Source organism: Anaerobacillus alkaliphilus, from assembly GCF_004116265.1.
GTDB classification, from domain to species: domain Bacteria; phylum Bacillota; class Bacilli; order Bacillales; family Anaerobacillaceae; genus Anaerobacillus; species Anaerobacillus alkaliphilus.
The window spans coordinates 157,442-184,211 of record NZ_QOUX01000039.1 but is presented as its reverse complement, the minus strand read 5'-3'; the positions used below and the strand labels follow the sequence as shown (position 1 = coordinate 184,211).

Below are 26,770 nucleotides of genomic sequence, written 5' to 3'. Positions count from 1 at the left end.
GTCCGATTTTCTTGAATATGCTCTATTACTTAGATTATAAGGGGGGATTTCTTGATGTTGCGATTTACGATTATTTTTTTTGCTTTCACCTTTGTCATCATAATTAATTATTTATCAAACGCCTTACCATTTAATAATCAAACAACCTCTGAAATTGCTAATCGTATAACCGTATTGTTCACTCCAGCTGGCTATGTATTTAGCATTTGGGGACTTATCTATTTGTTATTAATTGTATGGGTACTACGAAGCCTTATTAAACAACGGCGAGATTTACCACTTTATAAAAAGACTACTTCACTGTTTGTGTTATCCTGCTTTTTAAATAGCTTTTGGCTATTTCTATGGCATTATGAATACTTTTTGTTATCAGTAGTTGTAATGGTATCCCTTCTTTTGTCACTAATATTTTTATATAAGGTTACCAAGCAACATAGTGAGAGTGTTATGGATTGGCTACCTTTTTCGATTTATGTAGGATGGATTAGTGTTGCAACTATTGCAAATATCAGTTATGCACTTGTTAACTATAACTGGGATGGTTTCGGTTTATCTGATGTCTTTTGGACAATTACAATGCTAATAATTGCTTCGGCATTGGCACTATTTGTACGCATCTATGAAAAAGATTTCTTTTTTCCACTAGTATTTGTTTGGGCCTTTATAGGTATTGGTGTAAATACAATCGATAAAGCACCGATTGTCTCCTTTGTGGCTTTTATTTTAGCAACAGTGATTTTCATAGGAACTTTATTTGGCAACAAGAAACAACTAATTATCTCCTACATTCGTTAAATTGTATGAAAATACCTAGATGTTCAAAGAATGATAGTAGATCATTTTTTAGGGGTGTTTATCTTCAATTTAAAAGTTATGACATTTAATATGCGTCACGGACGGGGTTTGGATGCGAAAGTTAATTTACAAAAAGTTGCTGATCTTATTAAGCAGGAAGATGTTGATATTATTGCGTTAAACGAAGTCGATCAGATGTTTTCAAGAAGGAGTCACTATGTAGACCAAGCCTATTGGCTAGCGAATGAACTCCAGATGAATTACGAATTCGGCCCCTCTCTATCCTTCAAAGGTAGAAGTTATGGTAACGCAATTATTTCACGTCTCCCTATCCTTTCACACAAAAATCATCAATTCCAACTAAAACCTCTGCTTGCAGAACCTAGGGCCATCCTAGAGGCAACCATCCAAGTTGAAAGCGACCTAGTTACCGTCCTCACTAGCCACTTTAGTATTCATCCAATTCTAAATCAAAAGCAAGTGAATTTTTGTTTAAACTTTGGAACAACGAACCCCATTATTTTAATGGGCGATTTTAATAGACAGTCTTCCTCTCAAAGCTATCAAAAACTTTCAAAGAAATTTTATGACTGTAGCATCAATCGACCACTCCCTACCTTCTCTTCAAAACGACCAAGATCAAGAATTGATTATATTTTTGTTTCAAGTCACTTCAATGTCACTCGGACAAAGGTAATTGAAACAGACGCTTCTGACCACCTACCTGTTTTAGCTGAATTATATAAGCAGTAGTTCTTCTTCATGGGCACGTTCAAATAAGCAACGTGTCCAAGTTTTATTATCCATAGAAAACTCTTTTTATTTAAAGGCTGTTATCACAAAGTTTGTTTCTTTCGTAAAAATCCCAAATGCCGGATTTTTACACAAATCACTAAGAATTTTCGAATAATTTAGTAAGTACTGCTCTTTTCTTACATCATTTATTTGCTGATATCATCATCTAGGTTATTTATCTGATTATTTTAGGATAAAAAAGCCACAATGTTTACGAAAAGAGCCTATTTAAAAAAATCTACATAATTACACCTCCACTGGAAATAATTACATTGTAATGAAAAGGAGGTAGGTTTTTCCATGTCAAATGAACACAATGAACAAAACAATTCTGACGGCAAGACGTTAACAAATCGACAAGGTCATCCTGTTACCAATAATCAGAACGTTAGAACAGTAGGTAGCCGCGGCCCTACTACTTTAGAAAATTATGACTTCCTTGAAAAAATAAGTCACTTTGACCGCGAACGAATTCCGGAGCGTGTAGTACATGCCCGTGGAGCTGGTGCACATGGTTATTTTGAAGCTTATGGTACTGTTGGTGATGAGCCAATTTCAAAATATACTCGTGCAAAATTGTTTCAAGAAAGAGGTAAGCAAACACCAGTCTTTGTTCGTTTTTCAACGGTTGTTCACGGTGGCAATTCTCCTGAAACGCTACGTGACCCTAGAGGCTTTGCGGTTAAATTTTATACAGAAGACGGAAACTGGGATTTAGTAGGTAACAACTTAAAGATTTTCTTTATTCGTGACCCATTAAAATTTCCTGACATGGTACACGCATTTAAGCCAGATCCTGTCACAAATATACAGGATCCCGAGCGTATGTTTGATTTTCTTTGTCATCAACCAGAATCAGCGCACATGATTACCTTCTTATTTTCTCCATGGGGCATTCCTGCCAATTATCGAGAAATGCAAGGCTCAGGAGTACACGCCTATAAATGGGTAAATGAAGAAGGAAAAGGTGTTCTTGTAAAATATCATTGGGAGCCAAAGCAAGGAATTAAAAATCTAGCACAAAAAGATGCTGATGCAATCCAAGCAAAGAATTTTAATCATGCTACACAAGATTTATACGAGGCAATTGAAAAAGGTGATTATCCTGAATGGGAACTTTACGTTCAAATTATGGAGGATGGTGAACATCCTGAATTAGACTTTGATCCACTTGATCCAACGAAGCTTTGGTATAAAGAGGATTACCCTTGGCTACCAGTAGGGAAAATGGTGTTGAACAAAAACCCTGAAAATTACTTTGCTGAAGTAGAACAAGTTGCCTTCGGTACAGGTGTATTAGTTGATGGATTAGATTTTTCTGATGATAAGCTACTTCAAGGAAGAACATTTTCATACTCAGACACGCAACGTTATCGTGTCGGCTCCAACTATCTACAATTACCAATTAATAAGCCGAAGAAGCATGTGGCTTCTAACCAAGAAGGCGGCCAAATGGATTACCGAACCGAGTTTGGGAAAGACCAAAACCCTCACGTAAACTATGAACCTTCCCTAATCGGCGGATTAAAAGAAGCAAAGAACCCTGGCAAAGAACATGAACCATACATTGCAGGGAACCTCGTAAGAGAAACAATCTCTCGTGAAAATAACTTTGGACAAGCTGGCGAAACTTACAGAAGATTTAACGACTGGGAACGCAATGAGTTAATATCAAATTTAGTCGGTGCTCTCTCCAACTGCCGTAAGGAAATCCAAGATCGTATGGTTGAAATTTTTACACAGTGCGATGAGGATTACGGAAAACGAGTAAGAGAAGGACTAGAAAAAGGTATGAAAGACAATAAGATGGAGGAAGCAGTCCAAGAAGCAGAAAAAATGGGACATCCTTCTGATCCATATTAAGGAAAAAGAGCTGAACATATACGTTCAGCTTTTTTGTAACCTTTTGTTTCATTCACCGACTACTATATCGTAAACAATTCGAGAGGAAGTCATCTATGAAACTAGTAAAAATTTGTTCCCTTATTACATTGGTATCCTTACTCCTCGTAGGTTGTGGGTCTACTCCTCAACTAAAGAGTGATGAACCTGCTGAGCGCATTGATTTTGCAGAAGAGGAAGGCTATATCGTTGGGCTTGATCAGAAAAGTAGCGGGATTTATGTATTTTCTATCAGAAATGTAGGTCCAAACCCTATGAAGCTAACTTTTCCTACAACTAAGCTCTTTGATTATGCTATTAAAAATCAAGCCGGAGAAACTGTTTATCAATATAGTTATGCCCATAGTTTTAATCAAGTTATTACAGAGAAAACTATTGAGACAAATGCCGCCATTGAAATGGAGATCTATATTTTAGAAATACTAGAAACCCTTGAGCCTGGATCTTACAACCTTGAGGTATGGCTTTCAGCAAACAATTTATACGCAACATCTGAGATGGAAATTGTTGTTGAATAGTCATTTACTTAATAAAGTATAAATTGGAGTGCAATTGCACTCCAATAATATTTATTTACGCGACTTGATTTCTCTAACTAAAGTTCTCCCTAAGCTCTCTAATCTTTCCTGCAATTTTTTATCTTTAAGTGAGCCGTTTTCATCGAACGCTTCATAAGCTGCAGGGACACTAGGGCTTTGCGGTAGCGCCCAAGCATGAAGATTGCGACAAATCTGGTGCAGGGTATTCACTGTATTAGCAGCACCTAACTTACTTCCTGCTGTTGTAAGAATGCCAGCGATTTTTCCACTCATCTCCCTTGCACCAAGGTAGTCTAGGGCATTTTTTAATACTCCGGATAAACTTCCGTGATATTCAGGAGAAGCTAGAATAACTCCATCGGCACTTGCCACTTTATTAATAAAGCTCATAATCTCTTTCGGGTAATTTTCCTTCTTAAGGTCTCCATCATACATAGGGAGCTTCACGTCTTTAAAGTGAATAATCTCCACGCAACCCCCATGTCTTTCAATCTCTTTCACAACAATTTCCGTTGCTTTTCGCGTTGTCGAATTTCTCCTCGTACTTCCTACTAAAGCAACAACCTTCATTGAAACACCTCATTTTTCTCTTTACAACTATTATATCTGCACTATACAAAAGATGTGCACAAAAAACTCATACCATAATAGAGGTATGAGTTTTTATCAGCTAATGAAATGAGAGCCAAAATTCACCTTTAGTGTCCAAAATATCAAAAATACTTGTATATGGTATTTTAAACGTTGGAAAACCTGCGGCGTAAGGACCAATTTGATAAGGTGCAAAGAATATATAAAGGTGGTCTTGATCTACATAAAAAGGTTGATCGTTGGTTATCCCTTGAAATGCTCCTGGAAACACATAGTCATACTGTGGATCAGTACTGATCATTTCCTCAATTATGCTACTTACTCTAGCAAGATAATTACTACCTTTCTTAAATAAATCCTCTAGTGCATATATTCGCCCGCTAATTAGATTGATAGTAACATATATTTTTGTAGGCATTCCATGAGCTGCTCCAAAGTAATACTCATAACCAAACAATTCTATGACAAGTAAATTATTTTGAAAAAAGCTTACGTTAAAGTCACCTACGTAGCTGTAATCCAATTGTTCAGTAGGTTCTATTTTCTTTAATTTAGAAAGCTCTTTCAACCGATTATTAACTGTTACTTGGGCCTTTTCGTTTTTTATTCCATCAACCTGCGGATAGTAAACAAGATAATCTTTGTTCGGTTCATATTGTTTCTCTATAACACGATAACGGCTTGTTAATGGAATGATTGTATTTTGTTTCCATACTAAATTACCTCTACGATCAAAATAAGCCACTCGTGTTCCTTTCATAGCTCTAACTAACTTCCCCACTAATGTAACATTATCTGCTCCTCGTACGACTGGAAGTCCCCTTGCTCGATTACCTGTTCGGTCAATAAAAAATGCTTGTTTTCCATCACCTACCGAAGCAATCCCTTGTTCAAATCTAGAAATATGGTCATAGATAAAATCTGTTAAGCATTCACCCTTCCAGTTAGCAAGAGCATAGCGTGAGCCTAAATATGGTTTATCCTCATCTAGTGCTTTTCCTACGGCAAACCGGTGTTCACCTAATGGCATGATGTCATTATACCTTGGTTTTATAATATAGTTCCCTGTCCGGTCTATTAATCCGTATCTATTCTGTAAGTCTTCAGTTTCAGTAACAACGGCTCGACTATCTTCAAATGCTTGAGCAACTCTGTACCTTGGAGAAATGACAAGATTTCCTCTCAGATCTATATACCCATACAAGTCACTAGGGTCTTTACGATACGCCAACAGATTTTCTCCATAGTACCCGACAAAGAAATACGGATACACATTTACAATATTTCCACGCCGATCAATCAGGGCAAACTGAAGGTCACTAAGCTTAACTATTGCAATGCCATTAGTGAAATCACTAGCCGTTTCAAATTGAATTGGAATAGCTATATCTCCATGTGTATTTAAGTATCCATAACGAAAACTACTTTCTTTATCTTGATCCGAAACAAGCGCTCTACCATCGTAAAACATTCCTATATAATTGTAAGGCTTTTTGGTAAGGATAGTTCCTTGCTCATCGATGACATGAAAACCGCCAGCATAGACTACAGCAGCTCTTCCCTCAGAAAATTCAATTGTTGACTCAAAAAGGAAAGGGATTCTTATAATACCATACTTATCAATACAACCATATTTTCCATCTTTTTCAACTGTAGCTAATCCATTTTTCTGAAAATCAAGAGCAAAATTAAACTCAGGCTGAATTTCAAATTCACCTTTTTCGTTAATATATCCCCATTTCGTTCCATTTGCTGTTTTCAAGGAAGCAGCATATAAAAAGTTAGTAGCCATAGTAAAACTCCCACACGTCTTTTTTCTTTATTGTATGGAACTTTTCTTAGGGTGGTACCTATTTGAAAAATAAATATTATTACTAGTTTAATAGTTTGTCATTTTGGTAACAATAATAGTAATAACAAACTTAAGGGGATGAAGTTTATGAGTTTACATGAATATATTAGTTCGATTAACAGTATGCTGGAAGACGCTAAAGAAGACTCCTATGAATTAACGATGTATTTAGATGAATTGGAGGCTTTGTTTTTAGACGAGGCTTAAAAAAATAAATCTAGACAAAGTCCTAATATTTCCCCTTCCGCATACATTATTGTTGTGTGTGTATGAACGAAGGGAGAGGGAAAAACATGTACCATTTTTACCCACAATATCAAAAGGTAGCTCAAGATGCAGCTATGTATGACTTACTTGCTAATTATTACAAGTATTTAGATCCACAAAGACATATCTATTATTATCAAATGCACTTTATGTGCATGCAACAGCTTTGCCAAATGCAACCTGTTGATGTCCGAAATTCTTATGGGGTACAACCTGAATGGCGAGCACCAGCCAAAGTCCGTGTGCTTCATGTGTCACCTGACGCTCCAAAGGTTGATGTTTATGTTAATGGTGAGAAGACGTTAGAGAATATTACTTATTACCAAATTAGTCCTTATTTAGAAGTGCCCGCAGGCTCTTACAGAATTGATATTTACCCTGCTGGACAAACAACAAATCCAGTCTTGACCGAAACTGTAGAGGTACAATCAGGTCGTAACTATACAGTGGCAGCCGCAGGTAGATTAGCAAACCTTCGTTTAGTTCCGGTTGTTGATACAACAAGAAACCCAAGAAACAAGTCAAAAGTACGTTTTTGGCATTTATCTCCAAATGCTCCAGCTGTAGATATTGCTATAGCAGGCGGCGATGTTTTATTTAGCAATGTATCCTTTGGACAAATCGCAAATTACCTTGAAGTAGATCCAGGTAGTGTTACTCTTGAAGTTCGAGCAGCTGGAACTGATAATGTTGTGTTAACTTTGCGCGATACAAATCTAAAAGCAGGCGAAGCCTATACAATAACAGCAATTGGCATTGTAGATGGGACACCTCGTTTAGAGGCAATGATTTTACAACCGTAATAAATAATAAAACTGCTCAGAGTGTTACTGAGCAGTTTTTATTATTTATTCTATTAGTGTTTTCCAGCTAGCATAGTGATGTATCGCCGTACCAGCATAACTTGTATTCTTTTCGTAATGATTAATTACCTTTTGAAGCTCTTGATCTAACACTGATAGGCTAGAGAAGCTAATATGTGTCCCTTCACTTGAAGGTTCTGTTTCAACAGCGATAATAACTTTCTTTCCCTTTGTCTCAGCGTAAGCAACCTCTGTTTTTACAAGATCTATAATTCCATTTGGTCCTTCAGCAAAGTTGCGGTATGCCATTATTGTTACCGTGTCAGTTTGATTAATTAACCATTCACTTAAGAGGCCTGTTCCAAATTTATTACGATAGTTGATTTCATCAAACCAGAATGGAATATCTAAAGCATACTCAATCTTCAAGTCATTTGCTAATGATCGAAAGTCAATGACAAACTGCTGATAAAATTCAACCGTATTCTTCTGATTTTTTTGCCAATCAGCCAATAAATAAGGTTCTACATCGAGATGTATTCCTGAAAACTTTTGATCTGCAGTCGCCTGGGATTGGTAATTCCTTATCCAATCTATTAAAGGCTTATATTGTTTACTGCCATTACGAGTTGCCCAAGTAGGTGCACCATCTAAAGCATGGACTTTAATATTTAGTTTCGTTGCCTTTTCAATAAAGCTTCGATACGTATTTACATGAATTTGCCTATTTATTTGTAAGTATAGATCTGTCACATTTTTCTCTTGTAGGAAGCGAAGAACTTCTTGTTCATTCGTGACAATTTCATTTGTATCCCAGAGCCATGTAGCTACCACAAAAGGCTTCTGAGCTTGAATGGCATTCATGCCTGATACCACCATTAAAACGACCATAAACATTACCACTATTTTTTTCATATTAGCTCTCCTCTCATTTGGCCATAGACCCTCTAAGAGGAACATGGCAACTTGGCAACCGTAGGAATTCACTTCCCTTAGGCCCATAGTTTTGCGTCCTTATCTTTCAATAAGTTTGCCTTTTTCATTACAACTTTATTATATAACAAGTGCTTAACAATGTATCTAGGAGATGAGTTGGAAGTTTATCTCTCGTTTTGGTTACGGAATTCTGTTGGGGTAATTCCCGTTTGTTTTTTAAATACTTTCCGAAAATATTTATCGTCTTGATACCCAATCATACTTGAAATTTCATACACTTTTATCGTAGGATTTTTCAGCAAAACCTTTGCATTTTCAATTCGAATTTTCAGCACATAATCAGAAATTGTTTCGCCATAAACTTGCTTAAATTTTCTCGAGATATACTCCCTACTTAAAAAGAACCGTTCAGAGATTTCTTGAAGCTTGATTTCCTTTTGATAGTTATCGCGAATAAATGCTTCTATCTCATGGATAGAGCTATGTTCTTCCTCTAGAAAAATAGCTTCCTTAAAAGGATTAACATTAGACAACTTCCGCTTCTTCTCTTCTTCTATTAACTGGGTCACAGCTTTTTCAAGTGTTTCATTAAGGATTTCAGGATCAATTGGTTTTAAAATATAATCGAAACTACCATATGTGATCGCTTTACGCATATATTGATAATCATCATATCCGCTAATCACAATCGTCTTACTCGTAAGTGACTGTTGTTCTTGTATCCACTTTAATAGGCTAATCCCATCTTTGTTTGGCATTTTCATATCGGTAAAAATAATGCTAGGTTTATGCTTTTGAATCAAAGAAATTGCCTCATCACCATCAACCGCTTCATAAATATCTGTAATTCCAAAGATATCCCATAGGGCCAAAAGTCGAATCCCTTCCCTCACATGCACCTCATCATCAACGATTATTGCTTTCATCTTCCTCAACTCCTATACGATATAAGGGTATTGCAAGTGTCACCTTAAAGCCTCCGCCTTCTCGATTCCCTACCTTCATTAATCCTTTTTCCCCATAATAGAGCTCGAGGCGCTCATAGACATTTTGTAATCCAATACTCGTTGTTTCAGCTTTCGCAAGTTTAATTCCTTTTGTTAACATAAGCTCAATTTCTTTTAATCGCTCTTCAGTAACCCCTAATCCATTATCTTCAATGAGTATGGTTAGTCGTTCTTTTTCTTTTAAAATCTGAATATCAATCTTTCCAGTAAGGTTACTCATTTCGAAGCCATGCTTGAAGTAATTCTCAACAACTGGTTGTAAAATCATCTTCGGAACCATGATTTTCTTCAACTCATCATCTACAGTTATTGAGTAGAACAGTCTCTCCTGAAAGCGTTGTTTCTGCAAAGATAAATACGCATTTACATGATTGACTTCTTTTGTTAATGGAACAACATCTTCATCAATGTTCATGCTATACCTCATAATGCTAGATAAAGAGGTTATTAAAGTATAAATTTCCGGGACCTTATTTCGTAAAGCAATTGTTCCGATTGATTGTAACGAGTTATATAAAAAATGAGGGTTTATTTGCGACTGTAATACACGAATTTGGTTAGATTTGTTTTCAATCTCTAAGCGGTATTTCCGAACAATTAACTCATTGATTTGATTAACCATGGATTTAAAATGATAGCCTAATTGCCCAAATTCGTCCTTACCTAACGATTGAAAATCAACTTCTAATCTACCTTTCTCTACCTTTTTCATATTTTCAATAAGAATTTTAATTGGAGAAATAAGCTTGATAGCAACGAGTAATGTGGCAAAAGCACTAAGTAAAAAGAAGAATAATAGAATGTATATATTCATTCTCGCAATTGACTGAGCACCGCTATACATTCTCTCATTAGAAATTCCTTTTACGATCATCCACTTTTCAAAAGGGGCGGGTAATTGATCATAAACAAAAACACCACCAAACGAGTCATCCTTCCATTCAAAACTCATTTCATTTTGCTGTCGTATCTGCTGTAGCCAAGGTCGATCGTCTATGAATGTTCCAATTAAATCACTATCAGACGAATAGACTACCTCATTGTTCCCGCTTATAAGATAAAACTGTTCACCTTCAGAAAAATATAAGCGATCTGATATGGTTTTCACAGCTGCTATATCAATATCAATCGAAATAAAACCGAGAAGTTTTCCCGAAGTTACCTCATTTAATGCATGATGAAAGCTAACTACTGGTTTTACATTAGTTCTCGGAATATCTGATTGATTATTGTAGCTATAAATATCATGGGTAGGCTCAAGTATAAAGTAGCTTCGTTCATTTATCAGCTTTTCGAAATAGTCATTTAGGAGTTTATTTTCAACCTTTCCTCTACTACTAACCTTCGTATTATAAACAGTATAAGCGTCTTGTCCCTTATCAACGTATAAATAGATTTGCTCTATTTCTTTTCTTGTAAAATAAAGATTTAGCAACGAACGCTTAACTTCCTCTTGTGCAATATCTATGTCGTTGGAGATCCCTTGTTCCATAACATTCATAAATTTTCGATTGGCATAAAGGCTTAACGGAATTTCAGTGATGGATAGGAAGTAATCACGAATATCATATTTCCCCTGAGAAATGACCTTAACATTTTCCTCAATGAAGTGATCTTTGACTTTCTCTTTTGTATAAAAATAAGTAGTAACAATTGCTGTTAACCCTGGTATGAGCGTAACAATTAATAAGAATATCGTTAGTTTATATTTAATACTCAACCGCTCACCCCATGTCATGATTAATTTCTAGTTATATCATATATAGTATTTAATGGTTTAGCTATACTTTTTTAAACATCAGTTTAATAGGAAAAAGACGTGAAAAGTACGAATGTACTCTCACATCTTCTTCAAATTGTTACTTCTTTAAATTATCCCATGCAGCTTGGAAATCCGTTAGCATTTGCTCACTAGTCTTTTGCCCACCAATGTAAGCTTGCATGATAGAACCAAACTCATTAGCTACTCCATCTGGATACTTAAACCAGTTCCAAGATAATGTTTTATCTTGACTAGAATACGTTAAGATGTCATCTGCTAAAGAACCTAAGCCATCTGCTTTAATGTTATCAAACGCAGGGATGAACTTAAATTTGTTTACTAGGTAATCTTGACCGATCTCTGAGCTTACCATCCAATCTAAGAAAGCTTTAGCTTCTTCTTTAACTGGCGAGTTCTTGTTAATTACCCAGTTATTTGGTACACCTACAGCTAGTTTATCCATAGCTTTTGCATCATTGTTGATTGGAATAGGTAAGAAACCAATGTTAATTCCAGGATTAATGTCATAAATCATGTTGTTCGTCCAGTTTCCTTGTTGCATCATAGCTGTTTGACCAGCCGCAAATTGGGTAACTTGTGTATTGTAATCTGTTGTTAATGGATTGCTGTTTCCAAATTTGATTGTTAGATCAAATAAGTCCATGAATTGTTTAAATTTATCATTTTCTTGAATTTTTGCTGTTCCATCGTTTAGAGCTTGAATAAATGCATCTGGATTATCTTGTTGTGCAAAAGGAATGTTTGCTAAGTGAATTCCAATTACCCACCACTCACCATAACCTACTGAAAATGGAGTAATGCCAGCATCTTGTAGTTTTTGTGCAGCAGCTTCTAATTCATCTAGTGTTTTAGGTAGTTCAGTAATACCTGCTTGAGCAAATAAATCTTTGTTATAGATAAAACCGTAACCTTCAAGGTTAAGTGGTTGACCATAAATTTTTCCATCAATCGTCATTGGAGCTTTTGCATTTTCAAACACATGTTTAACCCAAGGTTGATCAGATAAATCTTCTAAATGCTCTAACCAAGTTTCTGCTTCTGTAAAACCACCGTTATTGAAGATGTCAGGTGCATTCCCTGATGCAAACTGTGTTTTCAAAGCTGCACCATAATCAGCTCCTCCACCAACAGTTTGGATATTTAACTTAACGTGTGGATTAAGCGCCTCATATTCCTTTGCCATTTTAGCAAGGTCATCAGCAATTTCCACTTTAAATTGGAACATGTTAATAGTAACTGGGTCTTTTGCTGTATCTGTTTGTTTTTCCGTTTGTTTTGGTTGATTGTTTGTATCACTTGATGTTGTTTCAGTACCTGAATTGCCACCACATGCTGTGAAAAGTAGCATGAAAGAAATTATTAATGCTAGTAAACTAAATTTCTTCATTTTGTTACCCCCTGATATCGTTTTTTTATGTGAAGTGGGCGTTATCCCCACTATACACCAGCCTTGATTTACTTAATAGAGCCTGAAGTAATTCCTTTAATAATATGTTTTTGCATTAAGAAGAAAAAGATTAGTAGCGGTACAATTCCTAATACCAACGCCGCTAGTGCTAAATCCCATTGCTTTGTATATTCACCAAAAAAGTAGAAGGTCGCAAGTGGAATCGTACGCAAGCTTACGTCCTGTAAAACTAGTAATGGTAATAAAAAGTCATTCCAAATCCAGAGACTGTTTAAAATCACAATGGTTACTGTAATCGGTTTCAATAACGGAAAAACAATCCGCCAGAACACTCCGAATGGACTACATCCGTCAATGATTGCTGCTTCTTCAAGCTCTTTAGGGATTGATTTAATGAACCCATGATATAAAAAGATAGCAAGCCCCGAACCAAACCCTAAATACATAATGACAATCCCGTATATGCTATTTAATAGTCCAAGATTACTTGTTACACGAATTAGCGGGATCATTATCGATTGAAATGGAATAACCATTGCCGCCACAAACATGATAAAAATGATATTACTTAACTTACTAGTGCTTCGGACAAGCTTATAGGCAGCCATCGAGCAAAAGACTACAATTACAACATTACTAAGCGCAGTGATAATTAAAGAATTTAAAAATACTTTTCCATATTGAATTCGTTCTGCAGCTACCGTATAGTTACTCCATTTGATTTCTGTCGGTAGTGCAGATGCATTTAATAGTATTTCTGCAAAACTCTTTAGCGAGTTGACAATCACATAGTAGAAAGGGACAAGAAAAAGTATGGCTAACAAGATTGTCGCTATTTCTAGTGCAAACGTTCTCGCAGTATATTTGTTTTCCATTACGCTTGCACCTCTCGTTTCTTAGTAAAAATGACTTGGGCCGTCGTTACAGTAGCCACAATGATAAAGAACAAGAACGCTTTAGCTGCGCCAATTCCGTATCGGTTATTTACAAACGCTTCTGTATAGATGTTCAATGATAATGACTCGGTCGACTTGAACGGCCCCCCACCAGTTAGGGAAACGTTTACATCAAAGATCTTAAAAGACCAAGCAATCGTTAAGAACAAACATATTGTTACGGCAGGAGTAATTAATGGTAGAGTGATACTCTTAAAGATTTGCCAGCGATTAGCACCATCTACTTTTGCTGCTTCAATTAGTTCGTGTGGAACGTTTTGCAGAGCTGCTATATAGATAATCATGATATAACCAGAACCTTGCCAAACACTTACGATTACAATTCCCCAGAATGCTGTATTGGCATCTCCAAGCCAAGGTAATTGAAATAACGACAAGCCTGTTAGTTTTCCTATCGACTCAAATCCTCTAACAAAAATAAACTGCCAAATGAATCCTAGTAAAAGTCCACCAATTAAATTAGGTAGAAAGAAGATTGTTCGTAAAATATTGGTTGATTTTAGAGCTTGAGTTAAGATTACCGCAAGAGTTAACCCTATTAGGTTAGTAAGAATAACTGCAAATACCGTAAATTTGGTTGTAAAGAGAAAAGAGTTTAAAATTTGCGGATCACCCGTAAAGATATATTTAAAGTTGTCTAGACCCACCCAAACAATTTCCCCTGTTACCCCATTCCAATTTGTAAATGAATAATACATCCCTAAAACAAATGGAATGAGAACGATAACTGTAAAGACGGCCAGTACTGGGCCAACAAAGGCTAGATACAGTAGAGCTTCTTTAAGTTTCTTTTTGTTCTTCATGATCGCCCCTCCTTACTATTACACTTAGTTTAGCTTCAAAAGAGTGGAACGAATACGTACTCTATTGATCAATAGGGTGGAATAAATTGACCAATGTAAGCGATACCATTATTCATTTTTTCGAATCAGTCATCATATTAGTAATTGAGGTGATTTGATGAAGGGTTATAAAACAACAAATTGTGTAGTCTGCGGAAAAGTCCATGATACAGCCGCTAACTGCCCGTCCCACCAGGCCGTTTGTCAGGTATGTAGAGATTATATAGAGAAGCAAAAGCTTGAGGAGGAAGTAACATGAAGAGACTTTTCCCACTAGTGCTCGGAACAATCCTTACCATTGGTTTAATAGGGTGCAATGAAAAAGAAGCTGTTAACGAGAGCGCTATTGGTGAAGATACTCATGCTGATGATCATAGCCACGATGAACTTCCTTTTGAATGGGCAGGAAGCTATGAACTAGTAGCCGGAACCTATTCATTAGAATTTAAACAAAATGAGTTTGGTGACGAAACGATGTTACTAACTTTTATCAAAGAAGATAGTAATATTAAAGATCTTGAACATCATGCGGCTCATATTATGGATACTGGTGGTGAATTATTTCATGAAGGTGACTACTTTGCCGCCGAAAGTGAGTATGCCTATAACCTGTCTTTAAATGTGAAAGGGTCAACTAGCTACACGTTTACTATTCAAGAAGCTGGTACATATCGTATTTTTACTGAACATCACGCTGATGAATTTGAAATGGAAATTACAAACGAGAATAGCGACGTTATTATAGCAAAAAGTGTTCAAGAATATGAGGGACATGACCATGAGCATGGACATTAAGCGGTTTTTTTCCTTAAAAATAGATTTTTTGCGGTAAAATCTAAGGATTCGTATCTTAAGCTCGCTATGCGGGTTAAAATGTCTTGCTTTTGAGTAGGTAGTTTTTGTTTTATGAGCCAAAATTGATGATTTATAGTCCAAAAACTATACTTTATAATCCAAAACCGATGATTTATAGTCCAAATACGATGATTTACATGCCAAACGACAAAATACTAACATTTTCGACAAACCCAAAGCCCAAAAAAAGCACAGAGTTCTTCGCCAACTCTGTGCTTCTCCTATTTGATTAACCCATGCTTAAAGGCATAAATGACCGCTTGGGTCCGATCGTTTACTTCTAGCTTTCCTAATATATTGCTGACGTGAACCTTCACCGTTTTTAATGCAATAAACGCTTCATCAGCGATTTCCTGATTTGTTTTTCCCTCAGCAATTAAAAGTAATATTTCCATCTCCCGCTCAGTCAGTTGCTCGTGTGGTTGAATTACTTTCTTCTGACGCATTTTCGTCATCATTTTCCCAGTAACTTCAGGCTCTAGCACCGTTTGTCCCTGGAAGGTGGCACGTACCGCATTAGCTATGTCGCTTGCTTTTGAAGTTTTTAGCATGTAGCTGGTAGCTCCTGCTTCAAGAGCTGGGTAGACTTTTTCATCATCAAGGAAACTTGTCACAATGATGATTTTTGCTTCAGGCCACGCTTCGATAATTCTACGAGTTGCTTCAATACCGTCCATTTCCTTCATAACTAAGTCCATTAAAACGATGTCTGGTCTCAGCTCAAGGGCTAGCTCAACACCACGGGCACCATTATCCGCTTCAGCAACAACCTCGATGTCAGGCTGTGCCGATAAGTAGGAAGTGACGCCTATCCTTACCATTTCATGATCATCTACAAATAATACCTTTATCACTCTTAGTCACCCACCATTAATGGAACTTTGACTTCTAATCTAGTTCCTTTATTTTTTAGGCTTACTACCTTCAGGACGCCACCAATTTCTTTTGCCCGTTCATGCATGTTTTGCAACCCGTAGGATCCAGCTTTTTCCTCAGAAACATTAAAACCAACACCATCATCTGAAATTCGTAGAATAATTAAATCATCGCGGTTAATCAAAAGCACTTCTAGGCTAGTAGCTTTGGAATGTCGAAGCGTATTGGAAACAGACTCTTGTAAAATTCGAAACAAATGATCCTCTACCCCTTTTTCTAAAGGGACTTCTTCTATTTTCCATGATATTTCCATCGGAACTTTTTGTGATAGTTCGTTAAGAAGCTCCTGCATTCCTTCTTGAAGAGATTTTCCTTTAAGTGGAACTGGGCGTAGATGTAAAAGCAGTGCTCTCATTTCTAACTGAGATTGATGAATCATTTCTTCAACTAGCTTTAATTGTTTTGCTTCTCGGCTGTCTTCCTCTTGCTTCGTCTCTGTAATAGCACTCATCAACATAGATGCTGCGAATAATTGCTGACTCACTGAGTCATGTAACTCTCTAGCTAAGCGATTACGTTCTTGTGAAACAATCTTTTGTACTTCTTTCTCTTGATCAACGGCTTTTTCACTCGCAAGCTTCTGGGCCGTCTTTACTTGTTCGATCATCTGCCTTTGGATACTCTTTACTTTTTGGAAAACTGGAGCCAGTTCTTCCGAATAGGTGACTTTCTCTTCCTCAAAAAGCCGTCCCTGCTCAAGCTGTTGTAATGCCTCTTCTACGACTTCTAACTGTTTTTTAAAAGTCATAATGCCAGATAAGCCAAAGATAATCCCTAAAGCAATAGCAATCCCCGGTAAGAATATGTAAATTGGTAAGTCAAAGATTTTTGCATCAAGTAACAAACCCCAATTTTCTACCGGAAATACCGTTATGTATATAATGGTGAAAATAGTGAAAAGAATCAGAGAAAATACAATGCTCCAGATCATTTGCTTCTGCATAAACCTCATATTCTTTTCACCTCTAATCTACCAATCCCCATCGAGGTTATAATTTTTATTTTATGTGGTGCCTCCATATAGCCATTTGTTCTATACACCAATGTTTGATTAAACAATTTTTCATTTGCTTCTTCAAAAACAATCGTCGTACCCGCCAAGACTGAATGGGCAACATTTACTTCTACATCATACGGAACGAGAACTTGTATATTGCCAATAAAATTACGAATCGCTATCACAGCCTCACCTTTTGGGAGTACTGTATTACTTAGGTCGATTCTGGCGTCACCAATTCCTGTTTGGATATTTACATCCTGCCATTCGTAAATTTGCTCAGGTGTCGCTTGGCGTCCATAAAATAAATTTTTAAATAAAGGCGGTTGTTTTAACACTTGTATCCCGGTACGGTCCAAATCCTTCATTACAGGTTGGATCAGTAATGGACGATTTTTAGATTTATAAAAATAAATGATGACATAAGCAATCACTGCAAAAATTAAAAACTTAAAGACAATCATATCAATCGTGGTAAAAAATAAGACAAGACATCCTAGTCCAAAAATTAATTTACCGATGGAACTTTGCAGCCGTTTTCCACCAAAGTAAAGTAATGCCCCCGCAAAAATTAGTGTAAATGCTAAACCTTTGTTAAAGAAGGTAATTTCTACGACGAGAAGAAGTAATCCTATTAAAATGGTCCAGCTAATATAATCTGACTTTGTATGATTATCCATAAGGTCTCTCCCCGTTTCATCCTAACATTACACGTAAACGTTGCCCGCTAAACGTGGGCAACGTCATTAAATCTATTTAAAATATATCACGTTTCTACTAAGAAATAGAATGACTTTCTTGATTTTTTAGTTGTTTCTCTAATTGGGCAATTCGGCTGTCGATCGTATTACGGTGATACTGAGAGTTTGCTTGATGCTCAAGGCGGTCAAGGTAACGGTCCATCTCATCAAATTTCGACCCGGTTTTTCCAGTATAACCATTGTGTTCTAGCATTTGGTCCATGCGATGGTTAGCACGAGTCATATTTTCACGACCCATTAATTCCATTCGTTTGATGTGCATATCCTTTAGCTTATGCTTCATTTCTTCGTACTTTTGTTCAAGCTCATATAAGTGTGATGTTGCCTGCTCTAACGAAAGCTTTAAGCGGCTAGCACGCTCCTCGTAGTGAGTCTGCTCTTGGATCGCGAAATTCATTAATTCAGTTTCTCCAGCTCTAGCTGCAACCTCAACTTGATACTTACGTTTATCTGCTAGAAGCCTAGCATCATTATACTCTTTTGTGAACTCTTCTTTTAATAGATATTGCCTTTCAACTAACTTTCTAACCTTCTCTACTTCTTTCTCACAATCACGTAGATATTGGTTGAGTAGGGCAATTGGATTTTTTTGTTCTTTCTCATCTAACATCTCGTGTACGTCTGCTGCAATTGTGTTTTTAATTCTTGAAAATAAACTCATGTTCATTCGCTCCTTTTAATTTGTATTTAGAAGTTTCTTTTTAATTCAGCCCATTCTCTTTCAAAATTCACGAATGGATCTGTTGATTCTGTTTGTGTTTGTTTAGGTTCAATGATCGATGGTTCTTCATTCCATTTTTTATAGACGAAGTAAAGAACGACAGCTGCTAAAACTCCTACTAAAGCTGGTACGTTTGATGCTGTGATGGAAAATAGGATTAATCCTACAACAGCCCAAGCGACTTTACTTAACGATGTGTCTGCTTTCATAAACCCCTTAAATGCGTAGTATAAAATAGCCAGGCTAATTGCAAACATCGCCATCGGTCCTAAATTGGCAATCAAGATGATCGCTGCAATCCCACCTAAAATAAACAATCCAAATTTTTTCACGTTAATTCCTCCCTTCTTATGACTCTATCTTACCTACATTTCAAACTTCTCATAATGAACCTCAGATATATTTTGTATAAGACTTGAGGCTTAGTAGATTCTAAGTAAAACCAATTTTGAATTAGGAATTATGAATTTTAATTGGTGCGGGAGTCTAAAGGTTGCTCAGTTTCAACAAAAAAAGTAGCCACCGTTTTACAGTGACTACCCTTCTCGAAAGCATCTAAGAGATTCTTTCATCAATTGATAATTCATAATTGACAATTCATAATTCTAATTTACCCTACATTATCCTCTTTTTTATATTCATGCTCCCAATAATCAGCGTTTTTAATACCAAGCTTAACTGGGTCAAACACTGGGTCGAGGCCTTGTTTCTTTTGCTCTTCGTAATCTCTCAACGCAGCTAATGCTGGTTTTGCAAGAATTAGGATCGCGATTAAGTTTAACCAAACCATTAACCCTAACCCAACATCTCCTAAATCCCAAGCTAAACCTGTTGCTCTAATTGCCCCAAAGAATGTAGCTACAAGTAGAACTATTTTTAAAATAGTCATTGGGATTGTTCCATTCTTCCCACGTAACATGTAAGCAATGTTTGTTTCAGCCATATAGTAGTAAGCCATGATAGTTGTAAATGCGAAGAAGAATAATGCAATCGCAACAAACGATGCTCCAAATCCAGGCATAACAGACTCAATCGCATTTTGTGTAAATGCAGGTCCTGCATCAACACCTGGTAAATTTTCAACAATAAAATTCCCAGCTGCATCTTTCACGTTGTACATACCTGTTACTAAAATCATGAATGCAGTTGCAGAACACACAAGAAGTGTATCAATATAGACAGAAGCAGCTTGAACTAAACCTTGTTTTGCTGGATGCGAAACTTCAGCAGCTGCAGCGGCATGTGGTCCAGTTCCTTGACCAGCTTCGTTCGAGAATACCCCACGCTTTACTCCCCACGCAACAGCCAGACCAATAATACCTCCAAAGGCAGAGTCAGCAGCAAATGCGCTTCTTACGATTAAAGAAATTACTGCAGGGAATTGGCTGATGTTCATAACAACAATAATTAGAGCTACGAACATATAAGCTAACGCCATGAAAGGTACTACGTATTGGGCTACTGTAGCAATCCTTTTAATACCACCGAAAATAATAATTCCGATAAGTCCTACTAAAACAATTCCTGTTACTGACTTGCTTATACCAAATGCATTTTCCATACCTGATGCAATTGAATTGGATTGAATACCTGGTAATAATAAGCTAAGCGCAATTACTGCAGAAAAGGCGAATATTACGGCAAACCATTTCCAGCCGATACCCTTTTCTATGTAATATGCTGGCCCCCCGCGATATTGTCCGTCTTGGTTCACTTTATAAATTTGACCAAGAGTTGACTCGACGAAAGCACTACCTGCTCCAATAAAAGCAATTGTCCACATCCAAAATACAGCTCCCGGACCACCCATCGCAATCGCAGTTGCAGTACCCGCAATGTTACCGGTACCTACACGCCCCGAAAGAGCTACTGCTAGAGCTTGGAATGAGGAAATCCCTTGTTTAGAGCTTTTTCCTTGAAACATTAATACAAACATGTCTTTAATATGTCTTACCTGAAGAAAACGAGTTAAAACAGAAAATAAAAGTCCGACACCCAAAATAGCATAAATAACTGGCTGACTCCACAGAATACCATTTAACCAACCTACTAGTTCCTCCATGAAAAAACCTCCTTTTTTCAGATAATTTTAAAATATATTCGAATTATAATTTATATTCAGAAAATTTACAACAATCTAGTTTTCGACAAAAAAACTAGCACATCTCTTTAATAGATTGTGCTAGTCTATGAAAATATTTTGTCGTAGATATCAATGTGAAGGTTCTTTTGGTCAATGGTAGACATTACTTTTTTATAGCCATTTTGCTCCCAGAACCTTGCGCCCCGCTTATTCTGAACTTGAACACATAACCTTATTTTGTCTACGTTATGTTTCTCTCTTAAGAAATCTTCAAATAATAGATACCCTTTATAGCCAAGTTTATTTTTTTGATAGGCTTTATCTATGATAAATAAACTCAGCCATAATGTATGATCGTAAGGATTATATGGAACATAATGCGCTAACCCAACAATCTCCGTTGATTTCTTAAGAAAATAAAATTTTGCACCTAAAGACAAATATTCTAGGTTTTCCTGTATGATTTGTACTTTTGGTATTTCTATTTTCCCTTCTGCATGCTGTAAGAAATATGGGTCAGAATTTAAAATTGCATATTGTATTTCTAGGCTTTCTTCAGACAATGGATCTTGAAGTTCTTCAAGAGAAAGCAAAACATAACCACCCCCGGCTAATATAAAGTCAATTCTCTACAGAATATGCTCTTTCAAAATGGGGTGTTCACTAGAATTTTGTTTAAATTCTAATTGACTCAAGCTTTTAAAAACCTTCATTGTCCATTCCAAGTGGACACCTTAACGTTTTTGTCCATTTATGGTGCCTGGCACCCAACCTCGGTTTTATTTCCTATTTTCCCTGCTTTTTTTGCTCGTATATATTGTGAAATTACAAGTAGCACTAGGATTGTGATCCCTGTTATATCTGTCACCCAATGTCCATGTATTAAAACAAGAGCTGCTACTAAGGCACCAATGCGCTCAAACCAAGCATATTTTACGATTAGCCACTGTTGAATAAATGAGGCAAACGCAATGATCCCTATTAACGCTGTAAAGATGTTTAAAGTTACGTCAATCCAAGTAGCATCAGGGTTTAACAATAATATTGTTGGATTTGTGGCAAATGCAAAAGGCAACAGTAACGCACCTGAGTCGAATTTAAAGCCTTGGATACCTGTTCGGATTGGTTCAGCTTTGGCTATTCCTGCTGTTGCATAAGCTGGTAAGTTAATTGGAGGTGTATCATCTGCTAATACTCCATAATATAAGACAAATAGATGTGCAGCAAGAAGAGGTACACCTAAACCTACTAATGCCGGAGCAACCATTGCCGCTAAGATAACGTAAGTGGCTGTCGTCGGTAATCCTAATCCTAAGATTAAACATGCAAATACAGTCAAGATTAATGCAAAATACAACTGGGTGTTATCAAACACTAAGAAACTTGGTAGCATGGCCGTTACGCTTCCTGAGAACGATATGATCATGTTTGATAGTTTCAGAGATAATCCTGTTAAATTTACAACCCCTATTAATATCCCAGCCGTACCACAAGCAACAACTACTGCTAATGAGTTACGAGCAGCTAGTTCAAAACCTCTTATTAATTCTGTTACGCCATAACGAACAGGAGCAGACTCTACCTTTAATTTTTTCTGACCTACCGCAAATAGACTGGCAATTACTAAACTAATGACGACTAAAAATGGAATTTCGTTTCTCCAGAGTATATCCCGACTTAAAAACTGATTTATAAACAAAATGATATATTGAAGACTAAACGCAAAAGCAATTAAAATTCCAGCGTATAATAAACTTCTCCCAATATTCTCTTTAAATCGGTGGGCAAAAAACGCTAATACTAATATGACAACAATAGAGAAAAATGCTGAATTTGGTACAGTAAATCCTTTAATCAGAAAATACAGTAAAACGAAAATTGGTAAAATCAAATACCCTTGCTGAAGCAATGTTTTTCTTGATGAAACCAATTCACTTTTTTTCAGACCTCTAATATTATTTTTCGAAGCTTCTAAGTGGACCATTATTAGGATCGCTACATAACAAAGAATTGCTGGAATTAATGCACTTTTAATAATTTCTACATAAGGTATATTTGTGTATTCAATCATTAAGAATGCTGCTGCACCCATGACTGGAGGCAAAAATTGTCCACTTGATGAAGCAGCTACCTCAACCCCACCTGCAACATGTGGTTTAAAGCCAACCTTTTTCATTAATGGTATTGTAAACGTACCTGTTGTCACTGCATTCGCTGTAGAGCTTCCTGAGATACTTCCCAACATACCACTTGCAACTACTGCAGCTTTTGCCGGTCCGCCTTTGTATTTACCGAATGCCCTTAATGCAAGATCAATAAACATTTTACCTGCCCCAGTTGATTCCAAAATGGCGCCAAATAAGATAAAGATAAACACGTAGGTAGCAGATACACTAATCGGTGTACCAAATATCCCTGCAGTCGTATAGGTCATCTCATAAAAAAACCGTTCAAAATCAGCTCGAACATGACGGAAGGCACCAGGCATATAAGCCCCTAGGAAATAGTAACCAATAAACACACTCGCGATAATAACAAGCGGTTTTCCGACAACCCTTCTCGTAGCCTCAAGCACCAAAAGTACGAGTGCAACACCAACCGAAACATCTAAGGTTGTTGGCCTAGCACTTAAGATTGATGGAGATTGTTGATTTTGAATAATGTAAAACCCAACGAAAGCAACGAGCAAAGCTAGTAAAAAATCATACCATGGGATTTTCGTCTGCTTTAGCCCTTTTCTTATCGGATACATAAGAAATACAAGGGTTAACCCTATTGTTAAATGGAAAATTAAATGCGTCCTCGTCGACACTTGGAGTCCAAAGCCAGCCGTATAAAAATGATATCCTGACATAATTAAACTGACAATCAATATAATAACCGCCCATTTACCCACTAGATGACGATCACTGCCCTCTAGCTCTAATGGATTGGATACTTCTTGTTTTTCCTTACTCATCACACCGCTCCTTTCTTTCGCTTTACTAACATAAACTCAGGCCAGCTCATATTTTTCACATAAAACTTAATGTGTGTTCTTGAAAATGGTGGTTCGGATAGGACGATTTCAGTCTCACGAAAATGAAACGTATGCATCTGTAAATGAGAAGGTTGCATATGAAGAACATCAATTGGATCATAGATGTTTTTCAGGATATAAAAACCATCCTTCATTTCGAGGTCTCCTTTTAGTTCGTAAGGCAATCCCGCGCCAAATGACCTTGTCCAGCTTTCCATTGCAAAAATCGTTCCAGAATAGCCGAGCTTAAATTTTTCAATTACTAGTGACTTTTCAACAGAATGAATGTATTGGTGGTGAAACCATTCATCTCTGCTTATTTCATGTGCCCACAGAATGTTTCCAGTCTTAGCTTCTTCGATGACTAATACTTCATGATTACGAGGTAGCAATACTAGAAACAGACACAGACATATGAAAAGTAGACCGAATACTAGTTTCTTTTGTTTGAAAAGGACATTGCAAACTTGCAATGCCCTTTCTCCTATCTTACTTTGCTTCATCAAAATAACGTTTTGCTCCTGGGTGAAGCTCAATTGACATACCATCCAAAGCCGTCCCAAGAGTAATATCCTTACCACGAGCATGAGTTGCTTCTATTACATCTAGGTTCTCAAAAATCGCTTTTGTCATTGCATAGACTTGATCATCTGATAAAGATTTGCTCGCAATGATCATTGCTTGAACCGCAACAGTTGTAGCATCGCTACTTGTTCCATAAACACTGCTTGGTAAATCAAAGTGAGTGTAGTATGGATATTTATCCGTTAGTTCTTTAATCTTGTCAGGGCTAATGCTAACAATGCGTACTTCTCTACTAGCTTTTAGAGCTTCGATTGCCCCCGTTGGCGTACCAGCCGTAATAAACGCTGCATCAATGTTCCCATCTTGGATACCACCGGATGCGTCACCAAAACTCATAAACTCAATATTTAAGTCATCATAGGTAATTCCATGGACTTCTAGGATTTGTTTCGCATTTGCTTCAGTACCTGAACCTTGGTCACCTACAGCAACACGTTTACCTCTTAAATCTTCTACTGTTACAATACCACTATCAGCTGAAGTTACGATTTGAACAACCTCCGGATACAGTGTTGCTACTCCGTAAAAGTTATTCGTTACTTCCGTAAACATCGCTGAACCTTCGTGTGCGTAAAAAGCAATATCATTTTGCACTAAACCTAATTCTGCTTTCCCATCATTAATGTCATTACTGTTTACAACCGACGCACCACTGACTACTCCAGTAGCTGTAACTCCATCAACATTTTCACTGATGATACGTGCCATAGCACCACCAAGCGGGAAATATACCCCCTGCTCTCCACCTGTTAAGATGGTTACATCACTTACCCACTCACCATCACTACCTGAATTTGAAGAGCCACATGCAGCTAGTACCATTCCAACTGCCAATAGCAATACCAACAATAAACTATACCTTTTCAAAGTATTACCCCCTACTTTTTAATATACTTTCTCGGAATTAACCAAGTTGGTAAATTATATGTGGCAAAATGAAAAATATAATTCTTTTTTACTAGAGGGAGAAAATAATAGATGTTTTGAAAACGTTCTTGAGGTTCGAGACTTTGGAAAACCGCTCTTACAATCTCACTTGTGTCACTAGTAGTAAATTATGTATAGTAGGTTTAATAGCTAATGAAAGGACTGTTGGTAATGAATGAACTACATTCAGTTGTTAAAAAGTTGCAGTTCAAAGATCAAGGACAAGCGGTTTTAATCCTAAACGCACCTAAATCTTACGAGGAGGTCAGCACCACTTTTCTTGGAGAAGTTCACAGAGAAGCTACTCTTGATACATATCACTTTGTTCAAGTATTTGGCACCTCAAACGAAGAAATTAGAACGTTTGGAAAACAGGCTGCGGCTGTGGTGAAAGAAGATGGTTTACTCTGGCTTTGTTATCCAAAAAAATCATCAAAAACCATTAAAGGATCTGACTGTAGCCGTGATACAGTTGCTACCCTACTTGCTGAGGAAGGTTATGAACCTGTCCGACAAATTGCAGTCGACGAAGATTGGTCAGCCCTCCGTTTCCGTAAGGTTGAACAAATTAAAACACTGACTCGTGGCTTTGCCGTTACTGAAAAAGGCAAAGAACGCACTCAAAGTGAAAATTAAAAATCACAAAAGGTACACGCCTAGACTAGCGTGTACCTTTTATAATTCAAGAAGATAATATTCCAGCATATGTAATAAAACCATCTTTAGATGGTTTTATTACATATATTAACAAACTATCATAATTACAAAAAAACAAACCTCTTCCTATGAAGTGGTTTGTCGTTTCTTTCATTTGAACCATCCCTTATCTTTAAATCGGGTAATAGCTTCTATTCGGTTACTCACATCTAGTTTATCTAGAATAGAAGATATATAGTTTCTAACGGTTCCAGTTGTAATAAAAAGCGTATTAGCAATTTCTTTTGTGCTCTTTCCTTCTGACATTAACAAAAGGACTTCGCTTTCCCGCTCGGTTAGTGGATTTTCTTCACTATATACTTCATCTACTAATTCCGAAGCATAAATTCGTTTTCCATCCATTACACTGCGAATGGCACTCGCCAGGTCATCACTCGGGCTATCTTTTAGCATGTAGCCATTTACACCTGCCTTTAGTGCTCGTTCGAAATAACCTGGGCGCGCAAAAGTAGTTAGTATAATCACTTTGCAACCAAATCCCTTTAGTTCTTCAGCTGCTTCTAAGCCCGTTCTTGCAGGCATTTCAATGTCCATGATACATACATCCGGTTTGAGTTGGTGAACTAATTTGACTGCTTCTTCCCCATTGCCTGCTCTACCGACAACAGTCATATCCTCTTCAAGATCTAGTAAAGCTGCAAGAGCTCCTAGTAACATTTTTTGATCCTCGGCAATGACAATTCGAATCATAAG

At 36.9% G+C, this 26,770-nt stretch carries 26 protein-coding genes and 1 riboswitch; of the genes, 7 read left to right on the top strand and 19 right to left on the bottom strand.

Annotated features, from left to right (window positions below):
* The first annotated feature begins 54 nt into the window (after window positions 1-54).
* The 4 genes from DS745_RS12595 to DS745_RS12580 all read left to right on the top strand — a co-directional run bounded on the left by DS745_RS12595 (window position 55) and on the right by DS745_RS12580 (window position 4,010).
* Window positions 55-795, top strand: a complete 741-nt coding sequence (locus DS745_RS12595; RefSeq protein WP_129078652.1) for a TspO/MBR family protein — start codon at window positions 55-57, stop codon at window positions 793-795.
* A 30-nt stretch (window positions 796-825) separates the two neighbouring features.
* The gene (locus DS745_RS12590; RefSeq protein WP_129078597.1) at window positions 826-1,548 is read left to right on the top strand and encodes an endonuclease/exonuclease/phosphatase family protein; all 723 of its coding nucleotides are present in this window, start codon (window positions 826-828) and stop codon (window positions 1,546-1,548) included.
* Between the two features lie 342 nt (window positions 1,549-1,890).
* Window positions 1,891-3,453 (top strand): catalase, encoded by a 1,563-nt coding sequence (locus DS745_RS12585; RefSeq protein ID WP_129078596.1) that lies wholly within the window; start codon window positions 1,891-1,893, stop codon window positions 3,451-3,453.
* 95 nt (window positions 3,454-3,548) lie between these two features.
* Window positions 3,549-4,010, top strand: a complete 462-nt coding sequence (locus DS745_RS12580; protein ID WP_129078595.1) for a BsuPI-related putative proteinase inhibitor — start codon at window positions 3,549-3,551, stop codon at window positions 4,008-4,010.
* A 51-nt stretch (window positions 4,011-4,061) separates the two neighbouring features.
* Here DS745_RS12580 and DS745_RS12575 read toward each other — a convergent pair whose 3' ends face one another.
* Both DS745_RS12575 and DS745_RS12570 read right to left on the bottom strand, forming a co-directional pair.
* Window positions 4,062-4,601 (bottom strand): NADPH-dependent FMN reductase, encoded by a 540-nt coding sequence (locus DS745_RS12575; protein ID WP_129078594.1) that lies wholly within the window; start codon window positions 4,599-4,601, stop codon window positions 4,062-4,064.
* 100 nt (window positions 4,602-4,701) lie between these two features.
* Complete coding sequence (locus tag DS745_RS12570; protein WP_129078593.1) at window positions 4,702-6,414, bottom strand: WG repeat-containing protein; 1,713 nt, start codon at window positions 6,412-6,414, stop codon at window positions 4,702-4,704.
* Window positions 6,415-6,767: 353 nt separating this feature from the next.
* Between DS745_RS12570 and DS745_RS12565 the strand changes: the two genes are divergently transcribed.
* A complete protein-coding gene (locus DS745_RS12565; protein ID WP_129078592.1) occupies window positions 6,768-7,544 on the top strand; it encodes a DUF4397 domain-containing protein in 777 nt (258 codons plus the stop codon).
* A 45-nt stretch (window positions 7,545-7,589) separates the two neighbouring features.
* Here DS745_RS12565 and DS745_RS12560 read toward each other — a convergent pair whose 3' ends face one another.
* From DS745_RS12560 to DS745_RS12535, 6 genes are all read right to left on the bottom strand, one after another.
* On the bottom strand, window positions 7,590-8,459 hold the full coding sequence (locus tag DS745_RS12560) for an amidase (protein ID WP_129078591.1): 870 nt from the start codon (window positions 8,457-8,459) through the stop codon (window positions 7,590-7,592).
* 42 nt (window positions 8,460-8,501) lie between these two features.
* A riboswitch (cyclic di-GMP riboswitch) is annotated at window positions 8,502-8,589 on the bottom strand.
* Between the two features lie 55 nt (window positions 8,590-8,644).
* Complete coding sequence (locus tag DS745_RS12555; RefSeq protein ID WP_129078590.1) at window positions 8,645-9,406, bottom strand: response regulator transcription factor; 762 nt, start codon at window positions 9,404-9,406, stop codon at window positions 8,645-8,647.
* On the bottom strand, window positions 9,387-11,207 hold the full coding sequence (locus DS745_RS12550) for a sensor histidine kinase (protein ID WP_161568256.1): 1,821 nt from the start codon (window positions 11,205-11,207) through the stop codon (window positions 9,387-9,389). Before DS745_RS12550 ends, DS745_RS12555 begins: the two co-directional genes overlap by 20 nt.
* 139 nt (window positions 11,208-11,346) lie before the next feature.
* A complete protein-coding gene (locus tag DS745_RS12545; protein ID WP_129078588.1) occupies window positions 11,347-12,657 on the bottom strand; it encodes an ABC transporter substrate-binding protein in 1,311 nt (436 codons plus the stop codon).
* Between the two features lie 68 nt (window positions 12,658-12,725).
* Window positions 12,726-13,553, bottom strand: coding sequence for a carbohydrate ABC transporter permease (locus tag DS745_RS12540; RefSeq protein ID WP_129078587.1), 828 nt, complete (start codon window positions 13,551-13,553; stop codon window positions 12,726-12,728).
* Entirely contained in the window at window positions 13,553-14,437 is an 885-nt protein-coding gene (locus DS745_RS12535; protein ID WP_129078586.1) for a carbohydrate ABC transporter permease, read from the bottom strand. The genes DS745_RS12540 and DS745_RS12535 overlap by 1 nt, the downstream gene beginning before the upstream one ends.
* A 294-nt stretch (window positions 14,438-14,731) precedes the next feature.
* On the opposite strand from DS745_RS12535, the gene DS745_RS12530 reads away from it, so the two are divergent.
* Entirely contained in the window at window positions 14,732-15,271 is a 540-nt protein-coding gene (locus tag DS745_RS12530; protein ID WP_129078585.1) for a hypothetical protein, read from the top strand.
* 281 nt (window positions 15,272-15,552) lie between these two features.
* On the opposite strand, the gene DS745_RS12525 is transcribed toward DS745_RS12530, so the two are convergent.
* From DS745_RS12525 to DS745_RS12480, 10 genes are all read right to left on the bottom strand, one after another.
* Entirely contained in the window at window positions 15,553-16,185 is a 633-nt protein-coding gene (locus tag DS745_RS12525; protein WP_129078584.1) for a response regulator, read from the bottom strand.
* A gap of 2 nt (window positions 16,186-16,187) precedes the next feature.
* Entirely contained in the window at window positions 16,188-17,219 is a 1,032-nt protein-coding gene (locus DS745_RS12520; RefSeq protein ID WP_129078583.1) for a sensor histidine kinase, read from the bottom strand.
* Window positions 17,216-17,944 (bottom strand): cell wall-active antibiotics response protein LiaF, encoded by a 729-nt coding sequence (liaF, locus tag DS745_RS12515; protein ID WP_129078582.1) that lies wholly within the window; start codon window positions 17,942-17,944, stop codon window positions 17,216-17,218. Before liaF ends, DS745_RS12520 begins: the two co-directional genes overlap by 4 nt.
* Window positions 17,945-18,041: 97 nt before the next feature.
* Entirely contained in the window at window positions 18,042-18,686 is a 645-nt protein-coding gene (locus tag DS745_RS12510) for a PspA/IM30 family protein (protein ID WP_129078581.1), read from the bottom strand.
* A gap of 26 nt (window positions 18,687-18,712) precedes the next feature.
* Entirely contained in the window at window positions 18,713-19,078 is a 366-nt protein-coding gene (locus DS745_RS12505) for a lmo0954 family membrane protein (RefSeq protein WP_129078580.1), read from the bottom strand.
* A gap of 278 nt (window positions 19,079-19,356) precedes the next feature.
* Complete coding sequence (locus DS745_RS12500; protein ID WP_129078579.1) at window positions 19,357-20,808, bottom strand: alanine/glycine:cation symporter family protein; 1,452 nt, start codon at window positions 20,806-20,808, stop codon at window positions 19,357-19,359.
* A 125-nt stretch (window positions 20,809-20,933) separates the two neighbouring features.
* The gene (locus DS745_RS12495) at window positions 20,934-21,422 is read right to left on the bottom strand and encodes a GNAT family N-acetyltransferase (RefSeq protein ID WP_161568255.1); all 489 of its coding nucleotides are present in this window, start codon (window positions 21,420-21,422) and stop codon (window positions 20,934-20,936) included.
* 158 nt (window positions 21,423-21,580) lie between these two features.
* On the bottom strand, window positions 21,581-23,788 hold the full coding sequence (locus DS745_RS12490; protein WP_129078577.1) for a TRAP transporter permease: 2,208 nt from the start codon (window positions 23,786-23,788) through the stop codon (window positions 21,581-21,583).
* On the bottom strand, window positions 23,788-24,321 hold the full coding sequence (locus tag DS745_RS12485) for a DUF1850 domain-containing protein (RefSeq protein WP_161568254.1): 534 nt from the start codon (window positions 24,319-24,321) through the stop codon (window positions 23,788-23,790). Before DS745_RS12485 ends, DS745_RS12490 begins: the two co-directional genes overlap by 1 nt.
* Before the next feature lie 16 nt (window positions 24,322-24,337).
* Window positions 24,338-25,300 (bottom strand): TAXI family TRAP transporter solute-binding subunit, encoded by a 963-nt coding sequence (locus DS745_RS12480; RefSeq protein ID WP_129078575.1) that lies wholly within the window; start codon window positions 25,298-25,300, stop codon window positions 24,338-24,340.
* A gap of 231 nt (window positions 25,301-25,531) precedes the next feature.
* Here DS745_RS12480 and DS745_RS12475 point away from each other — a divergent pair, with 231 nt between their 5' ends.
* On the top strand, window positions 25,532-25,996 hold the full coding sequence (locus DS745_RS12475; RefSeq protein WP_129078574.1) for a DUF3052 domain-containing protein: 465 nt from the start codon (window positions 25,532-25,534) through the stop codon (window positions 25,994-25,996).
* A 171-nt stretch (window positions 25,997-26,167) separates the two neighbouring features.
* Here the strand turns inward: DS745_RS12475 and DS745_RS12470 are convergent, their stop codons facing one another.
* Window positions 26,168-26,767, bottom strand: coding sequence for a response regulator transcription factor (locus DS745_RS12470; protein WP_129078573.1), 600 nt, complete (start codon window positions 26,765-26,767; stop codon window positions 26,168-26,170).
* Window positions 26,768-26,770: the final 3 nt, after the last annotated feature.

Excerpts from the sequence above, each read along its gene's own strand:
- DS745_RS12595 (WP_129078652.1), top strand. The coding sequence starts at position 55 with ATGTTGCGATTTACGATTATTTTTTTTGCTTTCACCTTTGTCATCATA.
- DS745_RS12590 (WP_129078597.1), top strand. The coding sequence starts at position 826 with ATGATAGTAGATCATTTTTTAGGGGTGTTTATCTTCAATTTAAAAGTT.
- DS745_RS12585 (WP_129078596.1), top strand. The coding sequence starts at position 1,891 with ATGTCAAATGAACACAATGAACAAAACAATTCTGACGGCAAGACGTTA.
- DS745_RS12580 (WP_129078595.1), top strand. The coding sequence starts at position 3,549 with ATGAAACTAGTAAAAATTTGTTCCCTTATTACATTGGTATCCTTACTC.
- DS745_RS12575 (WP_129078594.1), bottom strand. The coding sequence starts at position 4,601 with ATGAAGGTTGTTGCTTTAGTAGGAAGTACGAGGAGAAATTCGACAACG.
- DS745_RS12570 (WP_129078593.1), bottom strand. The coding sequence starts at position 6,414 with ATGGCTACTAACTTTTTATATGCTGCTTCCTTGAAAACAGCAAATGGA.
- DS745_RS12565 (WP_129078592.1), top strand. The coding sequence starts at position 6,768 with ATGTACCATTTTTACCCACAATATCAAAAGGTAGCTCAAGATGCAGCT.
- DS745_RS12560 (WP_129078591.1), bottom strand. The coding sequence starts at position 8,459 with ATGAAAAAAATAGTGGTAATGTTTATGGTCGTTTTAATGGTGGTATCA.
- DS745_RS12555 (WP_129078590.1), bottom strand. The coding sequence starts at position 9,406 with ATGAAAGCAATAATCGTTGATGATGAGGTGCATGTGAGGGAAGGGATT.
- DS745_RS12545 (WP_129078588.1), bottom strand. The coding sequence starts at position 12,657 with ATGAAGAAATTTAGTTTACTAGCATTAATAATTTCTTTCATGCTACTT.
- DS745_RS12540 (WP_129078587.1), bottom strand. The coding sequence starts at position 13,553 with ATGGAAAACAAATATACTGCGAGAACGTTTGCACTAGAAATAGCGACA.
- DS745_RS12535 (WP_129078586.1), bottom strand. The coding sequence starts at position 14,437 with ATGAAGAACAAAAAGAAACTTAAAGAAGCTCTACTGTATCTAGCCTTT.
- DS745_RS12530 (WP_129078585.1), top strand. The coding sequence starts at position 14,732 with ATGAAGAGACTTTTCCCACTAGTGCTCGGAACAATCCTTACCATTGGT.
- DS745_RS12520 (WP_129078583.1), bottom strand. The coding sequence starts at position 17,219 with ATGAGGTTTATGCAGAAGCAAATGATCTGGAGCATTGTATTTTCTCTG.
- liaF (WP_129078582.1), bottom strand. The coding sequence starts at position 17,944 with ATGGATAATCATACAAAGTCAGATTATATTAGCTGGACCATTTTAATA.
- DS745_RS12510 (WP_129078581.1), bottom strand. The coding sequence starts at position 18,686 with ATGAGTTTATTTTCAAGAATTAAAAACACAATTGCAGCAGACGTACAC.
- DS745_RS12500 (WP_129078579.1), bottom strand. The coding sequence starts at position 20,808 with ATGGAGGAACTAGTAGGTTGGTTAAATGGTATTCTGTGGAGTCAGCCA.
- DS745_RS12490 (WP_129078577.1), bottom strand. The coding sequence starts at position 23,788 with ATGAGTAAGGAAAAACAAGAAGTATCCAATCCATTAGAGCTAGAGGGC.
- DS745_RS12475 (WP_129078574.1), top strand. The coding sequence starts at position 25,532 with ATGAATGAACTACATTCAGTTGTTAAAAAGTTGCAGTTCAAAGATCAA.
- DS745_RS12470 (WP_129078573.1), bottom strand. The coding sequence starts at position 26,767 with ATGATTCGAATTGTCATTGCCGAGGATCAAAAAATGTTACTAGGAGCT.